This window comes from Lentibacillus halophilus, assembly GCF_055395055.1.
On the sequence record NZ_AP043750.1, the window covers coordinates 2434961 to 2457914 of the forward strand.

General features: G+C 40.7%; 20 protein-coding genes and 2 riboswitches. Of the genes, 7 read left to right on the top strand and 13 right to left on the bottom strand.

Annotated features, from left to right (window positions below; translation table 11 throughout):
* Nucleotides 1–129: 129 nt before the first annotated feature.
* The 3 genes from ACZ5Q7_RS12050 to ACZ5Q7_RS12060 form a co-directional block, all read right to left on the bottom strand.
* Nucleotides 130–1437 (bottom strand): TRAP transporter large permease, encoded by a 1308-nt coding sequence (locus ACZ5Q7_RS12050; protein ID WP_343753410.1) that lies wholly within the window; start codon nt 1435–1437, stop codon nt 130–132.
* A 415-nt stretch (nt 1438–1852) separates the two neighbouring features.
* Nucleotides 1853–4816, bottom strand: coding sequence for a Tn3 family transposase (locus tag ACZ5Q7_RS12055; RefSeq protein ID WP_343753412.1), 2964 nt, complete (start codon nt 4814–4816; stop codon nt 1853–1855).
* A 16-nt stretch (nt 4817–4832) separates the two neighbouring features.
* Complete coding sequence (locus ACZ5Q7_RS12060; protein ID WP_343753414.1) at nt 4833–5756, bottom strand: tyrosine-type recombinase/integrase; 924 nt, start codon at nt 5754–5756, stop codon at nt 4833–4835.
* Between the two features lie 663 nt (nt 5757–6419).
* Nucleotides 6420–6566: riboswitch (cyclic di-AMP (ydaO/yuaA leader) on the top strand.
* Nucleotides 6567–6664: 98 nt separating this feature from the next.
* Nucleotides 6665–6827: riboswitch (cyclic di-AMP (ydaO/yuaA leader) on the top strand.
* A 166-nt stretch (nt 6828–6993) separates the two neighbouring features.
* Between ACZ5Q7_RS12060 and ACZ5Q7_RS12065 the strand changes: the two genes are divergently transcribed.
* From ACZ5Q7_RS12065 to kdpDN, 6 genes are all read left to right on the top strand, one after another.
* Nucleotides 6994–7098 carry a signal peptide protein gene (locus ACZ5Q7_RS12065; protein ID WP_343753416.1) on the top strand — a complete coding sequence of 35 codons (105 nt, stop codon included), beginning with the start codon at nt 6994–6996 and terminating at the stop codon, nt 7096–7098.
* A complete protein-coding gene (locus tag ACZ5Q7_RS12070; RefSeq protein WP_425542385.1) occupies nt 7098–7178 on the top strand; it encodes a potassium-transporting ATPase subunit F in 81 nt (26 codons plus the stop codon). Before ACZ5Q7_RS12065 ends, ACZ5Q7_RS12070 begins: the two co-directional genes overlap by 1 nt.
* Nucleotides 7179–7191: 13 nt before the next feature.
* Complete coding sequence (kdpA, locus tag ACZ5Q7_RS12075) at nt 7192–8868, top strand: potassium-transporting ATPase subunit KdpA (RefSeq protein ID WP_343753418.1); 1677 nt, start codon at nt 7192–7194, stop codon at nt 8866–8868.
* Nucleotides 8869–8897: 29 nt separating this feature from the next.
* Entirely contained in the window at nt 8898–10925 is a 2028-nt protein-coding gene (gene kdpB, locus ACZ5Q7_RS12080; protein WP_343753420.1) for a potassium-transporting ATPase subunit KdpB, read from the top strand.
* 21 nt (nt 10926–10946) lie between these two features.
* A complete protein-coding gene (gene kdpC / locus ACZ5Q7_RS12085) occupies nt 10947–11522 on the top strand; it encodes a potassium-transporting ATPase subunit KdpC (RefSeq protein ID WP_343753422.1) in 576 nt (191 codons plus the stop codon).
* Nucleotides 11523–11814: 292 nt separating this feature from the next.
* Nucleotides 11815–12969, top strand: coding sequence for a KdpD-like non-kinase potassium sensor (gene kdpDN, locus ACZ5Q7_RS12090; RefSeq protein WP_425542379.1), 1155 nt, complete (start codon nt 11815–11817; stop codon nt 12967–12969).
* Nucleotides 12970–13194: 225 nt separating this feature from the next.
* On the opposite strand, the gene ACZ5Q7_RS12095 is transcribed toward kdpDN, so the two are convergent.
* The 4 genes from ACZ5Q7_RS12095 to ACZ5Q7_RS12110 all read right to left on the bottom strand — a co-directional run bounded on the left by ACZ5Q7_RS12095 (nt 13195) and on the right by ACZ5Q7_RS12110 (nt 17441).
* Complete coding sequence (locus ACZ5Q7_RS12095) at nt 13195–13722, bottom strand: chromate transporter (protein WP_343753426.1); 528 nt, start codon at nt 13720–13722, stop codon at nt 13195–13197.
* Nucleotides 13719–14303 (bottom strand): chromate transporter, encoded by a 585-nt coding sequence (locus tag ACZ5Q7_RS12100; RefSeq protein WP_343753428.1) that lies wholly within the window; start codon nt 14301–14303, stop codon nt 13719–13721. Before ACZ5Q7_RS12100 ends, ACZ5Q7_RS12095 begins: the two co-directional genes overlap by 4 nt.
* Nucleotides 14304–14329: 26 nt before the next feature.
* Nucleotides 14330–15943, bottom strand: coding sequence for a gamma-glutamyltransferase family protein (locus ACZ5Q7_RS12105; protein ID WP_343753430.1), 1614 nt, complete (start codon nt 15941–15943; stop codon nt 14330–14332).
* A gap of 220 nt (nt 15944–16163) precedes the next feature.
* Entirely contained in the window at nt 16164–17441 is a 1278-nt protein-coding gene (locus ACZ5Q7_RS12110; protein ID WP_343753432.1) for an Nramp family divalent metal transporter, read from the bottom strand.
* Between the two features lie 376 nt (nt 17442–17817).
* On the opposite strand from ACZ5Q7_RS12110, the gene ACZ5Q7_RS12115 reads away from it, so the two are divergent.
* Nucleotides 17818–18276, top strand: coding sequence for an Lrp/AsnC family transcriptional regulator (locus tag ACZ5Q7_RS12115; protein ID WP_343753434.1), 459 nt, complete (start codon nt 17818–17820; stop codon nt 18274–18276).
* Between the two features lie 127 nt (nt 18277–18403).
* Here ACZ5Q7_RS12115 and rnc read toward each other — a convergent pair whose 3' ends face one another.
* The 6 genes from rnc to fapR form a co-directional block, all read right to left on the bottom strand.
* The gene (gene rnc, locus ACZ5Q7_RS12120; protein WP_343753436.1) at nt 18404–19090 is read right to left on the bottom strand and encodes a ribonuclease III; all 687 of its coding nucleotides are present in this window, start codon (nt 19088–19090) and stop codon (nt 18404–18406) included.
* A gap of 253 nt (nt 19091–19343) precedes the next feature.
* Nucleotides 19344–19580, bottom strand: coding sequence for an acyl carrier protein (acpP, locus tag ACZ5Q7_RS12125; protein WP_343753438.1), 237 nt, complete (start codon nt 19578–19580; stop codon nt 19344–19346).
* A gap of 64 nt (nt 19581–19644) precedes the next feature.
* A complete protein-coding gene (fabG, locus tag ACZ5Q7_RS12130; RefSeq protein WP_343753440.1) occupies nt 19645–20385 on the bottom strand; it encodes a 3-oxoacyl-[acyl-carrier-protein] reductase in 741 nt (246 codons plus the stop codon).
* Nucleotides 20385–21326 (bottom strand): ACP S-malonyltransferase, encoded by a 942-nt coding sequence (fabD, locus tag ACZ5Q7_RS12135; RefSeq protein WP_343753442.1) that lies wholly within the window; start codon nt 21324–21326, stop codon nt 20385–20387. Before fabD ends, fabG begins: the two co-directional genes overlap by 1 nt.
* On the bottom strand, nt 21323–22330 hold the full coding sequence (gene plsX, locus ACZ5Q7_RS12140) for a phosphate acyltransferase PlsX (RefSeq protein WP_343753445.1): 1008 nt from the start codon (nt 22328–22330) through the stop codon (nt 21323–21325). The genes fabD and plsX overlap by 4 nt, the downstream gene beginning before the upstream one ends.
* A gap of 4 nt (nt 22331–22334) precedes the next feature.
* Complete coding sequence (gene fapR / locus ACZ5Q7_RS12145) at nt 22335–22907, bottom strand: transcription factor FapR (protein ID WP_343753447.1); 573 nt, start codon at nt 22905–22907, stop codon at nt 22335–22337.
* Nucleotides 22908–22954: the final 47 nt, after the last annotated feature.

The window sequence follows — 22954 nt, forward strand, 5'->3', positions numbered from 1 at the left end:
CCTATTCACCCCTCCCTTCAAAAGATAAATTGCCGGTTATAGCGCACATAGATATGTACGCAATTAACAGAAGAATCACCCCCTTTAGTCAATAGTATTTCCCATCAAAGCGAGATCCGGTTCATTATTTTATCGCATCGTGCTTGGAAGCCACGTCGCCAATTCAGGAAATAGAATCAGCAAAATAAGCCCTATTAACTGAAGCCCAATAAACGGCAAAACCGAACGGTAAACATCTCCCATCGTGACATCTTCCGGTAAGATACTTTTTATCCAAAACAGAACAAAACCAAAAGGAGGTGTTAAATAGGCAATTTGTATATTAACGATAAACAGAACACCAAACCATAACGTGCTAATATCCAATTCATTTAAAATAGGGACAAATAACGGTGTGACCATCATAATAATGGCCCAATCATCCATCACCATTCCGAGAATCATGATGATAAACATCATCATTAACAGGGCGCCCCACTTACCACCGGGCATACCTAAGACAGCTGACGTAATAACATCCTGACCACCTAAGGCACTAAAGATGTTAACAAAAAAGTTGGCAGCAATCAGAATCCAGAATCCCATACCAACGAGCTTAACAGTGAATATAATTGAATCTTTGACGATTTGCCAAGTTAAACTACGGTATAAAATATTAATCAGAAGAGCACCACCGGCACCGAATGCAGCCGCCTCAGCAGGTGTAGCTACTCCCATCCATATAACGCCTAAAACAATAATAATGAGAACAAGAAACGGCCAAATACCTGCAATAGCACCAATTTTCTCACGTACAGAGTATCTGTTATCTTTTGGGATTGCCGGTCCCATATGCGGCTGCAATTTACACCTGATCCCAATATAAATAACGTATAAAATAGACAATATTAATCCGGGAATAATACCGCCCAAAAACAGGGCACCCACTGATTCATTGGATAATATACCGTAAAAAATAAACGGAACACTTGGAGGAATAAGAGCACCCAACGCTCCACCGGCCCCGATGGAACCAATAGCAATTCCTCTGTGGTATTGATAGTGCATCATGGAAGGGTAAGCAATTTGCCCCATTGTAATGGTGGCTGGCGGCGTGACACCGGTTATAGCAGCAAAAACCGTACACACCTGCACCGTTCCCATAGCCAGACCCCCCGGTAGATGGCCAATTAATTTATATGCAGCATCATAAGCGTCCTGCGCAATACCTGAGTAACGAACAATATTCCCCATAAAAATAAACAGTGGAACAGTTACTAAAATATTTTGCCACGGTGTTGAAAAGAAAGAGCTCGGAGCAGCCATCAATACATCCGGCACGTACAAATAGCCAAACAGGGCAGCTGTACCGCCCAAGCCAAGAGCAACTGGCAATCCTAAAAATAGAACAATAAAAAGACAAGCAAACATGGCTGCTATAATAAGTATGGTGTTCAATTAATCATCTCCTTTCTGCCTCTGAAAAAAGGTATCATCCAAAAAATGGATGTACGGATATTGCTCGTAATGAAATGATTTTTTGACGTGTTAATATATTCATACCGTGATAACAGTGCCCCCTCTAATACAGGCGCTTATTACAAACTTAGAGGGCACTCAATAGAATGGGGAACCATCTCCTTTCCATTAATGAATTCGCTTACAAACCAAAGAATACTAAATGGTATTGTTTCTTATTTACTTATTGAAACATTTATCCATATAGGATTCAATGGATTTTGAATATTTTATATATTATGATTATAAATAATATTTATTAAACAGACAAATAAGTCAATTTCCGTAATGGGGGATCTACATGATACGTGTAAAATATACAGTTAGGGATGGATTCAAATAACCATCCCATGATTTATTCCGTTAATGTAAGTTTTTCGTCTAACGGTTCTGGAGGTGATTCCAAGTCAATGATGTAATCACCAAACCTTTTAATATGCCCCCTTAGATACGGACTCAGATCAGCTAAATCTTCATTTTTGATTTCATATCCTTCCTGTTGAAGTGATCGAAGTACTGTCGTTAAGTCAGCAACATTTTGAAAGATAACAGCATTTGCAACCAAGTCATTATATTTGATGGCTTTCTCCTGCTGTTCAGGATCATTATCTGTAATGATGCCTTCTTCTCCGAAGAAAAGCCATTTCGCGAAACCATTATAAGCTTCGGCAATATTGGTTGTGGCCGTAATGTATCGCCTTAAGTCAATGTTTGTAATATATTCTAAGAGAAAAACCGTACGCACAGCTCTCCCCAATTCCTGAAAAGCCTGATACAATCGATTTTTACGGCTATAAGTTCCTAACCTTCTCAATAACAGTGAGGAGGACACCTTTCCGGCCTTGATGGAAAGAACAACACGCATGAGATCCTTCCAATGCGTTTCAATCAATCCCCAATTAATCGTGTCCGTGAATAGATTGTCCGTATGTTCAAACGTCGTATCTTTCGTCGGCCGAAAAAATTTAAGACTTTTCAAGTTACGAATTCGCGGCATCAATTTAATGCCCAGCAGGTATGACAAGGCAAATACAGGTGTCGATTGTCCTTGAGTATCCGCAAACAGTGTGTCAGGTTGAACGTCGGATTGATTTTTTAAAAGCCCTTCAATAATGTAAACAGCTTCCCATACACCACAAGGAATAAAGTGGCTGAACAAAGCAATGTACTTGTCTGAAACATGATGATAGGCAACGCCTCCGTATCCACCATGCCTAATGTGATACTCAGCTACCAAATTTTCTTGGTAAATATCATAGTTGGTTCCATCAGCTGCTGCCGTCTTGCCACTTCCCCATGATTCCGGGAGTTCAAATTTATCGTACTGATCGATGATATCCTTTGTGGCTTTGTTTAATTTATGAGGTGTTACGTGTCGCTGATTAATAAAGGAAAGCGTCCTTGGTGTGACTGTACCGCGCATATGACGGGCAGCTTGTGATGGTCCCAAGTTACAACCATAAGCAAAGGTATTTAAGACATAACGTTCTTTGGGGCGATCCAATTTAGGATCGGAGCCGGAAAGAGGGCCGAAATGTCGGCTCCAATTGACCCAATATTCAACGTTAGAAAGGACATCAATAATGTTACGCTCCGGCATTCTCTCTTCGATCAAGGTTTCCAAGTGTTTTGAAAAAGAACTGGGTTCTTTTGCGTCCGCCTTCTTTAATATCGGTTCACCTTCTTCCGTAATTTCTACCGAATCTTTGTTAACGGGAAAATTCTTATCAACATCATGCGATTTATGAAGCATCCAATTCTTTAACTGGTTCACGAAATCCGGTCCATTTTCGGGAAAGCCCATTTCATTACAATAATCCTCTAGCATGGGCCGGCATTCTTCCCAACTCAATAACTGTTCCCGGTAATCAGCGTATTCATCGGATTCACTTATACAGATATCGCCGGTTTTTAATTCCTTGGCGAGATAGGAAAACACACAAACTTCTAAATGCCTCCGATGAATTTTCCATCCCGACCCTTCGCGAACTCGAATGGTTCTTCTCCATTGTTCTGAAGCAAAGGATAAATCAACCTCATCGGGTAAATAATTGCTTTTACGATGACGGTTATCCATAACATAGTAAAGCGCTGACATGACCGAGGTATCTTCACTAGTCGAGGAAAGTTGCAGACTTTCAACCATTTGAAACACTTTTGATCGGTATTGACGGAAAAATTTCAGGATAAGAGGCAAATAATTATTGCCATTATAGGAAGCCACGGCCTCACAATCCTCCAGCAATGTCTGAATGTTACCCCTTGTTGCTACGGCTTTTTTAACAAGTTTTCCGGCTTGATCATCTTCTGGTTCATCTTCTAAGGTTTGCAGTATGTCTGTCAGGGTTGCAACCAGGTTTTCCGTTTTCTCTCGATGTTGTTCTTTGACGCGCTCCAGCTCTTCTTTTCCAGAGTTATGTAAGTTGCCCATCCTTTTCATCAGCATCGTACCAAGGTTGTCGCGGGTAGCAACCTGCGTATGATAAATCATTGATAACAATAATGTATAACGTTTGGGAGCAGCATAATCCCTAATACTTTGTGCATCCAGAACCTTCGCTTGTGCAGCAAAGTGTCGAACCTTAATAGGAGGAATGTTTTCAAGGTGGTGGCCTACGTCCCCAAAATTCAAAAGCCAATGGAGTTGATTGATTTGTTCTTGGATCTTTGATAATCGTGGTCTTTTCGGCAATTGTTTCAGACGGTTATAATGGCTAAAAAATTGATCGGCGTCTTTTTGAACCAATACATCAAGTTGTCCGATCTCTTCTTTTGATAAGCGATCCAATACTTGCTGGAAAAAGGATTCGTTGACTAATCTTCGAATACGGCGAGCCAAACGATCCAAGGTGCTAAATGCGGGAAGTTCATAATATTGATTGATGAGTTCGGCAATCGCTACATTAATAAGATCTGCGGGATTATCCATGGTCTTTGCTGCCTCTTGTATGGATTGGATCGCAATTTCCTGTGCTTTCTTACCGTACGAATGAATCCCCAAGTGTTTCCGGATAGCTGTTTGATGGACATACATTGTACGCGGTTTTTCATACCCAACGACTATTAATTCAGGAGGCAGGTTTAAACTCACCCGGATATGATCTACAATACCTTGCGGTATTTCATTCAATTTAGGAAAGTAACCAAGCTTTTGAAAGGATTTAAGCAATAGAGTTGCATTAAAACGGTTGTTTTTGCCACGTGTTATCGAAAGAATAAAGTTAACCTCATCCGTCTGAGGTGTATAGACTTCATCCAACTCTTTTTGTGTCACCATGCGCTTGAAACGCGGGTATGCCGTTCGTTCAATCGACGCCAATGAAATTCCCTCCCGATTATTGCCAAGCTATTTTTTCGACCTCGCCCTGTAGGTCGGATCGAGTCGCTCGAACATAAACCATGGTTGTATTCAAACTGTCATGCCCCATGATTTGTGCCAAACGGTGTAATGGTGTTCGTTCCGACATGACGTAACCGAAACGATGCCGAAGATCATGAGGACTAATATCTTCGATATTGGCTAGTTTCATATATTTCAAAATCAAATGACGTAGAGCACGTTCCCCCATATGTCTTCCGGTTTTGTTTGAAGGAAAAAGGGGGTCATCATCTGATTTGATCGTAGGACGATAGGCTTCCAGCGCCCGTCGGATCGTTGCATTTAATGGAACTTCCCTTTGCTTATTGCGCTTCCCAGAACGAACAAGTAATCGGCCACTTCTTTTTCCGATAGTAATGTCGGATTTGACCAGGCGACAGACCTCCATGGTTCGAAGCCCGGTGTGCAGCATTAAAAGAACAAGATTGTAATCCCGTGTTGTGCCATGATTTTGAACAGCTGTAATCAGCGATGCTTCTTCCTGATCCGTCATGTGACGAGGACTGGTGGTTTCCTCGGGGACAAGTTTCAATGGTTTGGCTACATCAAGAGAAACCATTTGCTTTTGTACAGCCCATTCAAAAAAACGCTTCAGCGTGTTCAATCTCCGATTAATCGTTTTTGGTTTTAACGAACGAACCTTTTGCATGTATTCTCGATAATGGATCAAGGTCGGCGTAGTCATCTCGTTAGGTGCGAAATAAACCTCCTCTGCTTGGTGACGGTGCCAGCTACCTTCATACCAATCTGCCAAATGTCGTAGGTCGCTTGCATACTGCGTTAATGTTTTGGCACTTAAATCCTCGTTGGATTCTATATCATTAATAAATTGCTGGATGTAATGATTCGCCTGAGAAGATACCGTAAAGGATGGCTTCATAAACTGCTCCTTCCAAATAACCTTAGTGGACATGATATTTTGAGGTTATCAAAAACCTTAGCGGACATCAATACGGGGATTTTTGGCTTGTTATGTCCGCTAATGATTATTATTGGATATTATAAAAACGCCGCTTTCGCGACGTTACACTTTTTATTCCGATGCCTAACTGTATATTTCACACGTATCATATAGATCTCCCTTCGTTGGCATGAACATAATAGTTCCTCTCGTCCTTCAGGTCCAGATACGAGACCAATGTACGGGAAACCCCAATTGCTTCGTCGAATTCTCGGAATAAAAAACCACTGTATCGGACGAAAGATCTCCTCCGTTGCCAGTTAATTTGACGCGAGCATTTAAACGAAGTGTCATTTGCGGTAAAGTAGTCATTAGAAGAACCCCTTTCTGTTGGTTTGGTTGGCTACTTTAACTATAACAGAAACTGGGTTCTCTTTTCATTTTTTTGATTCATACTCAACATGGCTGGAAACCTTGGCATTCAAGAGGTTAGCCATTAATCAAGATTTTCTGTGAATAATTCAGATAAAAATATTTATTGACAACTGATTTTTCAGGGAGTAAGATTTGCTTCATCGAAATGACAGCTGTTACTTTCGTGTTTTACACGAGTTCGTGATTTCAGTTTTATGAATTTACCAACTAACCATATCGCTGAATTTTTTAGGGAGCGGGGAATCCAACATTTGCAGTTATTTTGACTGCTAGGGGTGTCTCGATATTTCGAGTAAGGCTACTTCCATGTCCGAAGCCGACAGTTAATCTCGTAAGTGTTTCGAGTGGGGATGACTAGTAATCAAAATTGACCACAAGGTTGTTACTCTAGCGGTTTTGATGTATTTAAAACAGGGTGAATTTTTGAGGTGAGTTGAAAAGGTAATTAAACAATCAAATAATCGCTGAGTCTTCTTTTTGGAAGAACGGAGGAACCGAGTTTTATGCAGTTTGAAGTATTGCTGCTAGGGGTGAATCTTTATGTTTGAAGTTAAAGTAGGGAATCTCTCAGTCCCGAACCCGACAGCTAACTTCGTAAGCGTACTGAGAGGTAACGGAGTCGTGTTGATAACACGTGTTGTTTTTGATGGAAAAAATCCGCAAAAGGTTACCTCTTTTGCGGATTTTTATTTCTTTCTGCGGGTTGTTTTTTCCTTTCATTGAAATGAAAGGAAAAAACAACTTAATATTAATTCAAAGCTTAAGTTAAGGGGGAATTGCTGTGCTGGATATTGCGATGCTTGCATTATTCATCATCTTGCCGATGTTTATGGTTGGTCTGGCCAAATGGACTTCAACTGTTGTTGAAAAAGGACGTGATGAATAATGACGACGTTATTGTTTGTTGTTGGTATTGCTGTCACATGCTATTTACTTTGTGTTCTGTTAAATCCTGAGAAGTTTTAGGAGGAATGAAACAATGATGTTAACAATTCTCTCAATCATAGTGACACTGTTGATTGCAGCAGTGCTTGCAAAATGTATGGGCACCTATATGGCTTATGCCTTCGAACATAATAAAACAAGATTGGATAGTTTTTTTGGACCATTTGAAAATTTGTTGTTTAAGATCGGCGGCGTTAAACAGGAAAATCAGACATGGAAACAGTATGCACTGGCGCTCGTATTAACAAACGGGTTTATGATGTTGCTTATTTATGCTGTATTTCGGCTTCAGGGTGTACTTCCGTTAAATCCTGAAAATGTTTCGGGCATGGATCCGACGCTGGCTTTTAATACGGCTGTAAGTTTTATGACGAACACGAATCTGCAACATTACAGTGGGGAAAGTGGATTATCTTATCTTTCGCAAATGCTTGGAATCTTGTTTATGATGTTTGCCGCACCAGCAACAGCATTAGCTGCCTGTATAACACTTATCAAAGCGTTGGCACGAAAAAGGATTGGTAACTTTTTCGTTGATTTGACACGAGCTATAACAAGGGTTTTACTGCCAATTTCCATTGTTGTAACGATTATTATGGTTGCATTTGGTATGCCACAGACATTTGAGTCTCCGGTAACAGCACAAACCATTGAAGGAGAAGAACAAGAAATTTTCCGAGGACCTGTAGCTTCCTTTTTAACGATAAAAGAACTAGGAAATAATGGAGGGGGGTTTTTTGGTATAAATTCATCACATCCGTTTGAGAATCCGAATCCTATTACGAACCTTCTGCAAATTTTGCTGATGTTGTTATTAACGACATCATTACCATTCACTTACGGAAAGATGGTGGGCAATCCGAAACAAGGGCGAATATTATTTACTTCGATGGCTTCCATCTTTTTGATTCTTCTTTCGGGAGCTTTGTTTTCGGAGTATCAGGGAAATCCAGTCATCAACCAGTTGCCGATGCAAGGGAATCAAGCGAGTATGGAAGGGAAAGAAGTTCGGTTCGGTGTCGGACAGTCGACATTATATGCGATGGTGACAACTGCTTCTGAAACAGGTGCTGTCAACACATTGCATGATAATTTGATGCCATTAACCGGGATGATTGCGCTTGTCAATATGATGCTAAATACTGTATTTGGTGGAGTAGGTGCTGGACTTATGAACGTCTTGATGTATGCAATGATTGCTGTGTTCATTTCCGGTTTAATGGTTGGGCGAACCCCTGAATTTTTAGGCAAGAAAATTGAAGGACGGGAAATGAAATTAATCGCACTGACATTGTTGATCCACCCTTTGTTGATTCTCGGATCGACGGCTTTAGCGTCATTTACACCTTTAGGTAACAGTGCCATATCCAATCCAGGATTCCATGGGTTAAGCCAGATGCTTTATGAGTATACATCGTCAGCAGCGAACAATGGTTCAGGTTTTGAAGGACTTGGGGATGCAACACCATTTTGGAACATTTCGACCGGACTTGTCATGTACGTTGGACGATTTTTCTCGATTGTGACGTTGCTGGCTGTGGCTGGATCGCTTCTAGCAAAACAGTCGGTACCAGAAACCTCTGGGACGTTAAAAACCGATAACAGTTTGTTTGGCGTGATATTCATTGCTACGACAATCATTGTCGGTGCATTAACCTTTTTCCCGGTTCTCGTACTTGGGCCTGTGGCTGAATTTTTAACACTCGGTTAAATATTTGTTAGGAATAGGAGGAAGAGACAATGGCTGAACAAAAATCATTAATAAATAGAACCATTGTTAAACAGGCTGTGAAAGATGCATTTGTTAAGCTTGATCCAAGGGTAATGTTTTATAACCCGGTCATGTTTGTCGTTGAAATTGGGTTGTTTGCAACAGTGTTACTGATGCTTGTTCCAGGTTCACTTGGAGAGATGGTTGATACGTGGTTTAACATCAGTGTTGCGATTATTTTGCTCTTGACGATATTGTTCGCAAATTTTGCAGAAGCAGTCGCGGAAGGACGAGGTAAAGCACAATCTGATGCTTTAAAACAAACAAAACAAGATATTATGGCCAATAGAATAAAAGAGAATGGTGATATTGAACAAGTTTCTTCAACAAGCCTTCAAAAAGGTAATATTGTCATTGTTTCTCAAGGTGAAATGATTCCCGGAGACGGTGAAGTGATTGAAGGGTTAGCTTCTGTCGACGAATCAGCAATCACAGGCGAATCGGCACCGGTGATTAAGGAGTCAGGCGGTGATTTCAGTTCTGTTACAGGGGGCACTCGAGTTGTCAGTGATAAAATCAAACTAACAATCACAAGCAATCCTGGACAGTCGTTTCTGGACCAGATGATTTCACTTGTTGAAGGTGCGCAGCGTCAAAAAACGCCAAATGAAATTGCATTAACCACTGTTTTGACGAGTTTAACGTTAATTTTTTTAATTGTCATTATGACGTTACCAATGTTCACCAGTTTATTTGATTTTGCGATTGGCATTCCCATTTTGATTGCGTTACTTGTGTGTCTCATTCCGACAACAATAGGCGGACTTCTTTCAGCTATTGGCATTGCCGGTATGGACAGAGTAACCCGATTTAACGTTCTTGCCATGTCCGGGAAAGCGGTTGAGGCAGCAGGCGATATTAACACGATGGCTCTCGATAAAACCGGAACGATCACATATGGGAACCGTTTGGCTGCAGAATTCGTTCCTGCAGGTGGGGCAGATCAAAAGGAATTAACTGAAATAGCCATTGTGACGTCTCTTTATGACGAAACACCTGAAGGACGGTCCGTACTTGATCTTGCCAAAGAGCAAGGTTATACCTGGGAAGGATCCCAATATGAGGGAGCGGACATCATTTCTTTTTCAGCAGAAGAACGGATGAGCGGGGTCGATCACAGCGGTTTTCGTTATCGCAAAGGATCTGTGGACGCCATCAGTGCATACGTTGAAAAATGTGACGGAGTGGTACCTAATGATTTAAAGGAGAAAAATGAAAATATTGCGCGAGAAGGTGGCACACCGCTCGCGGTTTCAATAGACAACAAGATTTTGGGAATCATTCATTTGAAAGATACGGTAAAACCGGGTATGAAAGAACGATTTGACGAAATGCGGAAAATGGGAATCAAAACGATTATGTGTACAGGAGATAACCCGTTAACTGCGGACTCGATTGCAAAAGAAGCGGGCGTAGATGATTATATTGCTGAAGCCAAGCCAGAGGATAAAATCAACGAAGCAAAAAAAGAACAGGAACAAGGAAAACTTGTTGCAATGACCGGAGACGGTACAAATGATGCTCCGGCATTGGCACAGGCGGATGTAGGGCTGGCAATGAACAGTGGTACGATTGCAGCGAAAGAAGCAGGTAACATGGTAGATTTGGATTCCAACCCGACGAAGCTCATTGAGGTCATTTCAATCGGCAAGCAACTGTTGATTACGCGCGGGGCTTTGACAACATTCAGTATTGCCAATGATGTTGCAAAGTATTTCGCGATTATTCCAGCTATGTTTATGGTTGCAATTCCAGAGATGGATGCACTCAATATCATGAGACTTGATTCACCGGTTTCAGCGATATTGTCTGCGCTAATTTATAATGCGATTGTTATTCCGTTGCTCATCCCCATCGCGATGAAAGGTGTAAAATACAAACCGTTCAGTGCAAATACGTTATTACGAAAAAATCTTTTTGTGTATGGAATGGGCGGCTTGATCACGCCGTTTATTGGAATTAAGGTGATAGATTTGATCTTACAGTTGTTCATATAAGTGAGAAAGGAAGTGAACACGATGAAACAAGAATCTCATGAGAATGGTTTGGGAACAATCATTAGAATTAGTCTGTTGATCATGCTGCTTTGCGGATTGGTCTATCCAGCTATTATGACGGGTATTGCTCAGGCCACCATGCCAAACAAAGCAGACGGCAGTCTCATTTATAATGAGAAAGAGGAAATAATCGGTTCTGAACTAATTGGGCAGCACTTTACAGAGCCGCAATATTTTCATGGCCGGGTATCAAGTATTAAATATGATGCTTCAGGTTCCAACTCACCTAATTATGCACCGTCCAATCCGAAATTACTTAAGCGAGTGAAGGCATCCATGGAACAGTGGAAGCAAAATAATCCGAAGTCTTATGTGACGGCAGATTTAATGACCAATTCCGGTTCAGGGCTTGATCCGCATATCAGCCCTGAATCGGCTCAAATACAAATTCCGCGTGTTAGTGAAGAAACTGGAATTTCCGAAGACAAATTGAAACAATTAGTGCAAGAGCATATAGATGGACCTGACCTGGGTATATTCGGTGAATCACGAGTAAATGTATTAAATCTGAATCTTGATTTACAGGAAATGTTATAGAGTTATAGTTTGTCAGGTGCCTCGATAGTATATTATCGGGGCATCTATATAAACATAAAATGATAGAAGGTCATGTTGAATGTTGTTTTTATCACTCATAAAGAGAAGCAACTTTTGCTGCATGCAAAGAACTTCAATCAGCCTTCTGAGCAAAACTTTCAGCCGGTTGTTGAGAATTAAGGGAGGGAGAATGGTCAGTAGTTATTAGAAGAAAAAATATATTTTGTATTGTTCCAAATTGTTATTGAGAGCTATGTTTAAATATTACTAACACATGTGGAGAGTGAGTCTATTGAATGCATTCACCGATGATTACAGAAAAAAAACACCTGAAGAGATTTTGGAAGAGGTTCAGAAATTACAGCAAGGTAACTTGAAACTGTTTATAGGTTTTGCTGCTGGAGTGGGTAAGACTTTCAAAATGCTTTTGGAAGCACACGATTTAAAGAAAGAAGGAATTGATGTGGTTGTAGGTCTTATCGAGACGCATAACCGAAAAGAAACAGCTGATCTTATCGGAAGCCTTGAAATTCTTCCAAAACAGAAGGTAGATTACAAAGGATACGTGTTAGAAGAACTAGACGTTGATGCTATTATAGAGCGAGCACCAGATGTCGTTCTTATTGATGAACTGGCTCATCATAATATAGCAAATTTAAAGAATGAAAAACGTTATATGGATGTTGAAAAAATATTAGACTACGGAATTAATGTTTTATCGACTTTTAATATTCAACATTTAGAAAGCCTTCATGATATTGTTGAAAAGATTACAGGAGTCAGTGTAAGAGAGCGTATTCCAGATCAAATACTTCATACAGCACATGAAAATATTTTAGTTGATATAACACCAGAAACACTTAGAAAACGATTGAGGGAAGGGAAAATTTATACGAATGAAAAAATTGAACAAGCTTTAAATAACTTTTTTAAGGAAGCCAATTTGTCGTCACTTAGAGAGCTATCATTGCGGGAAGTGGCTGATGATACAGACGAACGGATGGAAAAAGCGAGATTGAAAAACGATCAGAAGGAGCCGACAGGGGTTAATGAAAAGATTCTCGTTTGTATTCAGTATAATAAAAGTGCGGAAAAATTAATCCGACGTGGATGGCGAATTGCGAGCCGATTGAAAGTTGAGTTACATGTACTTCATGTTATAAATAAAGCAACACCAGATTCATCGCAATTAAAAAAAATTGAAGCTTGGAAACAACTCACTTCTCAATTTAATGCGACGTTTCATCTACAACAAAATACCTCAGGAAAAATCACCTCTCATCTTATCGAAGTCTCAAAAAAATGGGGTATTACTCAAATTATATTGGGGCAGTCTGCCCGAACAAGGTGGAAAGAAATACAAAAAGGATCAATTGTTAATGATATTATGCGCAAAACAAACGGAATCGATATTTATATTGTTTCAGACAAAAGCGATTTAAAGTAATTCGTGAAATGATTATTATTGGACATTATAAAAACGCCGCTTTTGCGACGTTACACTTTTTATTCCGATGCCTAACTGTATATTTTACACGTATCTTGTAGATCCCCCCGTAATATCATAAATATAGCCTGATTTAACATTAAAAAATCTCCTTGTTGTCAGGATAGAACTGCATTCCTGTCACAAGGAGACACATGACCTATATGTTTCATCCATCATAACGGATCATAATAAAAATCCGCCGTACAATAATGCTCCCGCAATAACAAAAGCTGGATGAATGTTTATCCGTTCCATGAGTAAATAACTGACACCAATCAACAAAGCAGTTTGCAGCCAGCCAATCCCTTGATACGACTCTACAAAAAATTGCAAAGCCATTACACCAAGTAATACAGCAATAACTGGTCGAACATAGAGAGTCATTCGTTTAATTTTTGGCGACTCTTTATACTTAAAAAGAATGCCTACCAAAACAATCATTAAAATGAGTGATGGTGCCACTGTTGCAAATACACCGGTAACTGCACCGGGGATACCTGCTGTTTCATAACCGATATAGCCGGCCATTTTTGTTGCAATGGGTCCAGGTAACGAATTACTAAGTGCTAACACTTCACTGAATTCCTGAACAGACATCCATCCATACCGCTGAACCACTTCATTTTCTACTAAAGGGATGGATGCCGGACCACCTCCATATCCCAGGATACCGGGTATAAAAAAGGCTAGAAAAATTTTCCAAAAAATCATGATGACGAAACACCTTCTTTTTGCCTTTGACGCTCATCATCCGGATCGGTATCTTTTTGAACTAATGCCAATATCAATAATGCGGCAATGACAATGCCTGGATGAACACCGATCCATTCGAGCAAGATGACGACTGCAGCGGACATAAGCACTGTTTTTAACCATCCCATTCCTTTGCCAGCTTTTTCGATGAATTGCCAAGTCAGGACGGCCAGCATCACGCCGACAACAGGAATGACCGCTGCCGTCATGCCTTGTACCCAATCAAATTCTTTAATGGAAGATAACGACGCAAGCAATACAATCATTAATAGAATGGTTGGCAGTATAGAGGCCATAACAGCATTCACCATTCCCCATATCCCTTTAACGCGATAACCGATGTAGCCTGCAAGTTTTGTAGCAATCGGTCCTGGCAGTGTGTTTCCCAGTGCTAGAATATCGCCAAATTCATCAGCAGTCATCCATTCATATTTATCAACCACTTCTTTGTGTATTAAAGGAATGGATCCCGGCCCGCCGCCATATCCAAGCATTCCGACACGAAAAAATGCTATAAAAAGATTCCAATGTTTCCGCATAATGAAGACTCCCAGACGTTATATTTTTACCAACAAGCAATTGTCCCATCCGTTCTGGACTCGGTTCCACCAACATATACACCTGTTTCAGGATTGCGCCAAATAATTTGACCACGCCCAAAACTATTCGGCTCCAATTGAATGGTAATCTCATGTCCCTTATCCGCGAGCTCTTGAGCAAGATGATGCGGGAATCGATTTTCAACTTCGACTTTTTTATCTTTAAACCATTGCCATCTCGGTGCGTCCAACGCAGCTTGTGGATTCATACCAAAATCAATCGTGTTCATGATTACTTGCACATGGCCCTGCGGCTGCATGAAACCACCCATGACACCAAAAGGGCCAATGGGTTGATTATTTCTTGTTAAAAAGCCGGGTATAATCGTGTGATATGTTCGCTTTCCACCTGCCAGTGCATTAACGTGATTCCGATCCATGGAAAAATTGTGACCCCGATTTTGCAATGCAATGCCGGTTCCGGGAACGACCAGACCTGATCCAAATCCCATGTAATTGCTTTGGATAAATGAAACCATATTGCCTTCATTATCAGCCGCAGCCAGATAAACCGTACCACTCATAGCGGGTTCGCCCGCTTCAGGCTGCAAGGCATGTTCCCCTATTTGACACCGTCGCTTCTCACTATATTCATCACACAATATATCATCTGTTGAACGATACATATGTTTTTCTTCCGTCACATGTCGTTCCCCGTCGGCAAATGCCAGTTTCATTGCTTCGATTTGTTTATGATAGACGGATGCTGATTCCTTTTCATTAAACGTAAAGCCTTTTAATATATTCAATGCCTGCTGCGCAACAATTCCTTGCCCATTAGGCGGTATCTCCCACACATCATAACCACGATAATTCACCTTAATAGGGTCCACCCAATCAGGCTCAAAAGTGGCCAGATCTTCCTTCGTCAGAAAACCATCATGCTCGTGTGAAAATTGACTTATTCTTTCCGCTAATTCTCCACGATAAAACGATTCAGCATATGTCTGTGCAATAGATTGCAATGTTTTGGCATGATCAATCGACGACCAAATTTCTCCAGCATGTGGTGCGCGATCTTTTGGAGCAAATGTGTTAAACCATTCCTCAAAAACAGGATCGGACAGCTCTTCTTTAAAATGAGCATAGGCATCTTTCCAATACTTGCTTACAGTGGACGAAACCGGAAACCCTTCTTCAGCATAACGGATGGCCGGCTGCAATACCTCGGATAAGGTTAATTTGCCGAATCGTCTAGATAAAGCAGCCCAAGCGGCAGGTGCACCTGGTACCGTAACTGGAGTCCAGCCATACTTCGGTATCTGTTCATACCCCGCGTCTCTAACTGCATCAATCGATACATTTCGCGGCGAATAACCACTGGCATTTAAACCGTGCAATTCACCTTTCATCCATACCAATGCAAATGCATCTCCGCCAATCCCGTTTGAAACAGGTTCAACCACGGTAAGACAAGCGGCTGTTGCAATTGCCGCATCAACGGCATTACCACCCTTTTTTAATATTTCCAATCCAGCCTGCGCAGCTTGGGGTTGAGATGTTGCTACCATGCCATTCCGGGCATAAGTTGCATTGCGTGCAACACGGTAAGGGGACGATTGATTATGAAATGAATCCATTAAACCACTCCTCCGTTTTCAGGAATATTTAGATTATTTTCTTATAACCATAATATGCAAATATAAATTTAATGTCAATATAAACATATCATTAATAATGTTATATATAATTAATACTTTCATTTATAAATATAAACATGTGTCGGATCTTCTATTTTTTTAGCTATTTTGATACTCAGTATGAGGTCGTGCATAAGGATTTACCAATTATAAATGAAACTCATCCGATAAGTTTCACTACACCTAATGTAAGAAACACCACAATAACAAACACTAATAAACCGTTATGATAAAATTTATTTCTAAATTCAGAACCCACTTGTTTGGAATTAAGAAGAATCAATAAGGTTAAAGCTAAAAAAGGTAAGAACAATGAACCTAATGCTGCATAAAACAAAATTAAGCCAACTGGTTTGTTAACCAACAATAAAAGCATTGATGGGAAGGTCAGCCAAGCTAAATACACTCGATAAGCAGGATTCTTTTCCGTAATGGGCTGTGTGTTTTCAGAACCTGTTTTATAATCTTTTTTCATAACCCTGACAAAATCTGCAAACAGATACGGTATGCCATTCCAAGATCCTAACAATGAGCTAACGGTTGCACTCCAAAATCCTATTGTTAGAATAATTTGAGGAGCAGTTCCAAAGCTATCGCCGTATAATTGAAGAAAATCCCTTATACCATTAGCACCTTCAAAACTTACATTCGATCCATATAGAAAAACTGTACTGATAACCATTAGTGATATTGAAAATAATCCGGTAACAGAATAAGCTACCGTTGCATCCATTCGCATAAATGGAATATAGGATTTATCATTCCAACCCTTTGCTTGAATCCAGTATCCATATGCTGCAAGAGCCATTGTACCTCCTATACCCCCCACTATACTCAGTACCCGATATACGGAGTCACTTGATATGGCTGGAATAAGCGCTTCAGCGGGAAGATCAGCAAGGTTGGGAATCAACATAATTGCAGAGCCTACGATCGTAACAGACATAATACCAATCAAAACAGTAATAACCCGTTCAAATATTTTATATCGACCAAACCAAATAAGGGTGAAACCTGCTACTGAATGAATAATTGCCCATGCCCACCAGGGAATAATCGGAAGAATTGCATACATCATAATTCCACTGGCAGAAGCTATTGAAGCCCCGTAAATTAAACCAAACAATGTAACGTATATAATAAAATAGCCCATTGTCCATTTTCCAAGAGAACGCCATCCTTCTAAAATGGTTTGACCCGTAGCTAGTGTGAACCTTCCAACGCTTTCAGTCAGCAGCAATTTTAAAGAAACACCTATAATTACTGCCCAAGCGAGCATAATACCAAACTCTGAACCAACTGTTGTGTTTGTGATAAGATCGCCTGATCCGATTCCAGTTGCAGCAAGAACTATGCCAGGACCAATTATAGATGTTTTTTTATTCTTTTTTTGTTTTTCTTTCTTTGTATTTTCAAGATTTTTCTTTTCCAATTCCATAGTATTACCTCCAATAAAATTTAAGGACAAACACAGAATACACACTCAAAATGTCAACGCTTTCATTTATTCTAAACCATTTTAAAACCCCCCTATTTTACTTGAATTTAAATAAATAAAAGTAGGTATCTTTCAAATCGAAAGATATTTATTATTTATACTGTATTAATGTATTATTTTCATCTTAGACACTATCATGAATTCGTATTAGGGTCAACAATGTTTTTAAATTTTCTAAACTTTAATGGATCGGTTCCTTCCTCTAATAAAACTTCACGAACTTGTATTGCACAGGTCACTACTTTTGCTCCCCTTGTCATTTTGCTATAATAAACGATATACATGGCCTTATTTTATGAATAAAGGAGCTGGAATTATGAAAAATGATCAATTTGATGAAGTCGACAGAATCATTATTAATGAGCTGGTGGATGATGGACGGATGTCTTACGTGGAATTGGCGGAAAAAGTTGGATTGTCACGTGTTGCTGTCAAAGACCGTATCAATAACCTGCAAAATCAGGGGGTCATTGAAAAATTTACTGTTGTGGTCAATTCTGAAAAATTCGGGAAGAAAGTATCAGCCTTTTTTGAGGTTGATGTTGAACCGATGCAGCTTCAGAAGGTTGCTCAAAATCTCGCGGAAAACCCTGCTGTGGCGAGCATTTATCAAATGACAGGTCCCAGCACATTACATATGCATGTTTTGGTGGAAGATTTTCAAATGCTTGAAACATTTATTAATAATGAACTTTATTCTGTGGAAGGAATTACACGGGTGGAGAGTTCTGTTATTTTGAAACGTTTTAAAAGCAGAAATGGGTTTAAGCTGTAGTTATTTAACGGTCAATCTTTCTCAAGGAACTAAAAAATACAGCGAACCTCTTTGGGATCCGCTGTTTTTCAATTCTAACCTCTCACTTCGTTTTTAATTTTGTCCGTCTTTGCTCTGATACAACGTCTCATTCAAGATCATACGCATCCAACGCATTTTTGGCAGCGCGTTGTTCTGCTTCTTTTTTTGTATGGCCCTTGCCTTCACCGGAAGAATAGCCGTTTATGATAACTTGAGCAACAAATTCCTTATCATGGGATGGACCATTTTCATCCGCAATCACATAATCCACACTATGGTTTCGTTGTTTTTGAACATATTCCTGCAGTTGGCTTTTATAGTCCATCGCATGTGAAAAAGCACCAGTGGTTATTTTCGGATACACATATTTTTGAAGGAATTGAATCACAACATCAAAGCCCTGGTCAAGATAAAGTGCTCCCAAAAACGCTTCAAAGACATCAGCAAGCAGTGCGGGACGATTCCTGCCGCCTGTCTGTTCTTCGCCCCGGCCAAGCAGTAGATACTCACCAAAATTTAATTCTCTGGCAAATTCCTCCAACGATGCTTCACAGACAATTGATGCGCGCAATTTGGTTAAATCCCCTTCAGCTAGCCGCTCTTTTTGTCGGTATAAATACTGAGACACACCCAATTCAAGAACAGCATCTCCTAAAAATTCCAACCGTTCATTATCTGATGAAGATTTCTGTCGATGCTCATTCACATAAGATGAATGCGTAAAAGCCTGCCTGAGCAGTTCATGGTCGTTAAATGTTATGTTCAACTGATTTTCCAATTCGGAAATAGTCATATCTGTTGTCACCACTCAAAATCAAAATTAAATTTGTGTACCATAAAGTCAAGCGGAATGTTGATATACATAAAGTGAACATCAATCACTTTTCATTAATGATTAGTTGAACAAATCAGAAATTGACGGGCTGTTGTCAATCCGCCATCGTCACGTATGTCATGACCCACATCGTGAAGTGGAGATAGAACAGCCCGTTAATGCATGGGAAAGCCCCCGCACTAAGCGAAACTTTCCAACAGTTATAGAGAGATCAGGATTGATTGCTGTTTATGTAATTAACAGCATCACCGACCGTATTGATTTTTTCAGCTTCTTCATCAGCAATTTCCATGTCAAATTCATCTTCAAGTTCCATAACAAGCTCAACCACATCTAGTGAGTCTGCTTCGAGATCATCTTTAAATGATGCCTCCATGGTAACTTGCGCTTCTTCAACTTCAAGTTTATCAACAATAATGTCTTTTACTTTATCAAAAACCTCATTCATTTCCGTCACCCCCTTTCAATAAAAAATGAAACCGATGGATTTTTGTTTCAGCTTCAACAGTGTTCTACATCACCATGCCACCATCAATATGAATGGTCTGTCCTGTGATATAGTTGGCATCATCAGACGCTAAAAAGCGAACGACACGTGCAACGTCTTCAGGCTGTCCCAATTTTTCCAGCGGTATCATTGAAAGTATGTCGTTCTTTTGCTCTTCGGTCAGTGAATCCGTCATATCGCTGGAAATAAACCCAGGGGCTACGGCATTCACTAAAATATCACGCGAAGCAAACTCTTTCGCTACTGATTTCGTCAGTCCGATCACACCGGCTTTGGCGGCTGTGTAGTTCGCTTGTCCGGCATTACCACTCACTCCGACAACCGATGAAACATTAATGATCCGACCGCCTTTTTGCTTAATCATTTGTCTGGAAACCGCTTTGATGCATTGGTAAACACCTTTTAAATTGGTATCAATCACTTGGTCAAACTCATCTTCTTTCATCCGCATAAGTAAATTATCCCGATTGATGCCTGCATTATTGACCAAAATATCAAGGCTGCCAAATTCATTGACAACATCTTTAACCATTGCTTTTGTATCTGTTTCATCGGCAACATCAGCCTGGATCTTTATTGATTGTACACCGTATTGTTTCACATCTTCAACAACCGATTCAGCTTTGTCTTCACTCCCTGAAAAATTCACGGCGACATTAGCTCCCTGTTTGGCCAATTCCAGTGCAATGGCGCGCCCTATGCCTCGTGAAGCGCCTGTTACCAATGCATTCTTATTATTGAGCATTAGGAATCCTCCCTATACCATGTTAAAAACGCGTTCAGTGAATCAGGATCCTGCACAGCAAACGTTTTGGCTTTCCGATTTATTTTTCGTACCAATCCACTTAATACCTTTCCATTCCCAACTTCTACAAACGCATCGATATTTTCATCCATCATTAGACGAATGGATTCATCAAAGCGGACCGGGGAATACATCTGTCTGAGCAACAAATCTTTAATACGATTTTTGTCGGTTTCCGGAGATGCGGTCACATTGGCATAAACTGGTATATTGGCATCTTGAAAATGAATGGCTTCCAATTCTTTTGCAAATTGTTCGTTAGCTGTTGTCATCAATCTGGAATGGAATGGTCCGCTCACATTCAAAGGCAGCACACGTTTAGCGCCATTTTCCTTCAGCAAATCAACGGCTGTATCCACCCCTTCTTGAGAGCCGGAAATAACAATTTGTCCGGGGCAATTCAAATTGGCTATATCCACCACGTGGTCATTATTTATTTGCTCCAGTGTTTGTTCAATCGCTTCCTGTGACATACCAAGCACTGCCGCCATCGTTCCCTTCCCTTTTGGAAAAGCTTCTTCCATCAGCCTTCCGCGGGTTGCAACGAGAGGCAACGCTTCATCAAAAGACATCGCACCTGCAGCTACCAATGCACTGTATTCACCAAGACTGTGCCCAGCAGCCATCACCGGCTGAACGCCTTCACCGCTGAGAAGCTTTTGCACAGCAATGCCTGATAGCAATAGTGCCGGCTGTGCATTTTCCGTTTCAGTCAGTTGTTCCTCAGGGCCTTCAAACATCAGTTCAGACAGCTGCTTTCCCAATAGGCTGTCCGCTTGTTGATAAAGTTCTTGCACCTCAGGAAATGCATCATTCAATGCTTTTCCCATGCCCGGAGTTTGGGAACCCTGCCCCGGAAAAAGAAGAGCTACTCGTTTCATTCGTCCTCCCCCTTCTTGTCATTCATTGCTTGGACCGTTGTTTGAATGGTTCCGGTCACATCGTTTTCAATCATATGCACCGCTTGTTGAATGGCATTGGAAACTGCTCGGCTGTTCGATGATCCATGGGCTTTTATCACCGGCGATGCCAAACCGAACAGACCAGCTCCACCATACTCGGAATAATCCATTTTGTTTTGGAGGCCCTTTAAATCACCTTTTACCATGCCGGCGGCCATTTTTGTTTTCAATGATGATTTAAACGTCTGCTTTAACATGGAAAACATCGTCATCGCGGTTCCTTCAATCGTTTTTAATGCAATATTGCCACTGAATCCATCGGTGACAACCACATCAGCTGATCCCAATAGAATGTCCCGGGCTTCCACATTGCCAACAAAATTAACCTGCGCTTCTTTTAAATAGCTGTATGCTTTTCTGGACAACTCATTGCCTTTCCCTTCTTCTGTTCCGATGTTCAATAAACCGACAGCGGGATTTGGTATTTTTCGTACATTCTCCATATAAATAGACCCCATCATCGCATATTGAACCAAATTATGTGCTTTGGCATCCACATTGGCACCGACATCCAAAAGCAAAAAGCCGGTTCCATCGGTTGTAGGCAGTGTCGGGCTGAGGGCAGGACGATCAATACCTGGGATTCTGCCAACAACAAACAATCCGGCACTCATAAGGGCGCCGGTATTGCCTGCTGATATGCACGCATCCGCACGATTTTCTTTTACTTCATTTGCCATCAGAACGAGTGATGAATTCTTTTTCCGACGTACTGCCCGGACCGGCTCATCGTCTGCGGTAATCGTCTCGTCCGTTTGAATAATATCAATCCGCTCATGATCAGCCATATATTGTCTAATTTGTTTTTCATCCCCGACAAGAGTTATATGGACATGTTCCATTTGCGAGACTGCTTCCACAGCGCCTTGAACAATCGCTTCAGGTGCATGGTCGCCTCCCATGGCATCAATTGCTATTTTCATAGTACTAATCCCCTTTTGATCCGTTTGAACGATACATATGAAAGACACCAGTGAACACTTTTTCATGGTCAACATAACTGTCTGCACGGACAATTGTCATGCCTTTATCGTCAACATCTTCAACGAAGACTTTGGCAATGACACGCTCACCTTGTTTAACTTGTCGAGTGAACTTAATGTCCGATTTGGCTGTCAGGGCAAGTTCATCATTGATAACAGCTACTGCAAGAGAATTTGCCTGCGCAAACAAATGATGACCTCTGGCTATTTTATTACGGGAAAATACGTGATTCTCTTGGATCGCCAAAATGGAAATCGCACGGTTGTCAAGTTCCAGGTCGACGACTTCCCCAACCACTTCATCCAATGGAAGTGCTTTGACCGTTTCGTTCCACTGATCGGAAGCTACCGATTTAATCCGCTCACGCAGTTCTGGAATAGCGAGTTCCATACGGTCAAGCCGGATCGTTTGTATACTGACGCTAAACTTGTTTGCTAACTTACGGTCCGTAATAAAAGGTGTCGTTTCAATCGTTTCTTTCAACAATCGTTGACGCTGAGATTTGTTGATTTTCATAATGCTGCACCGTCCAATAAGGTGAACGTGGCAATCTAAAAAATGAT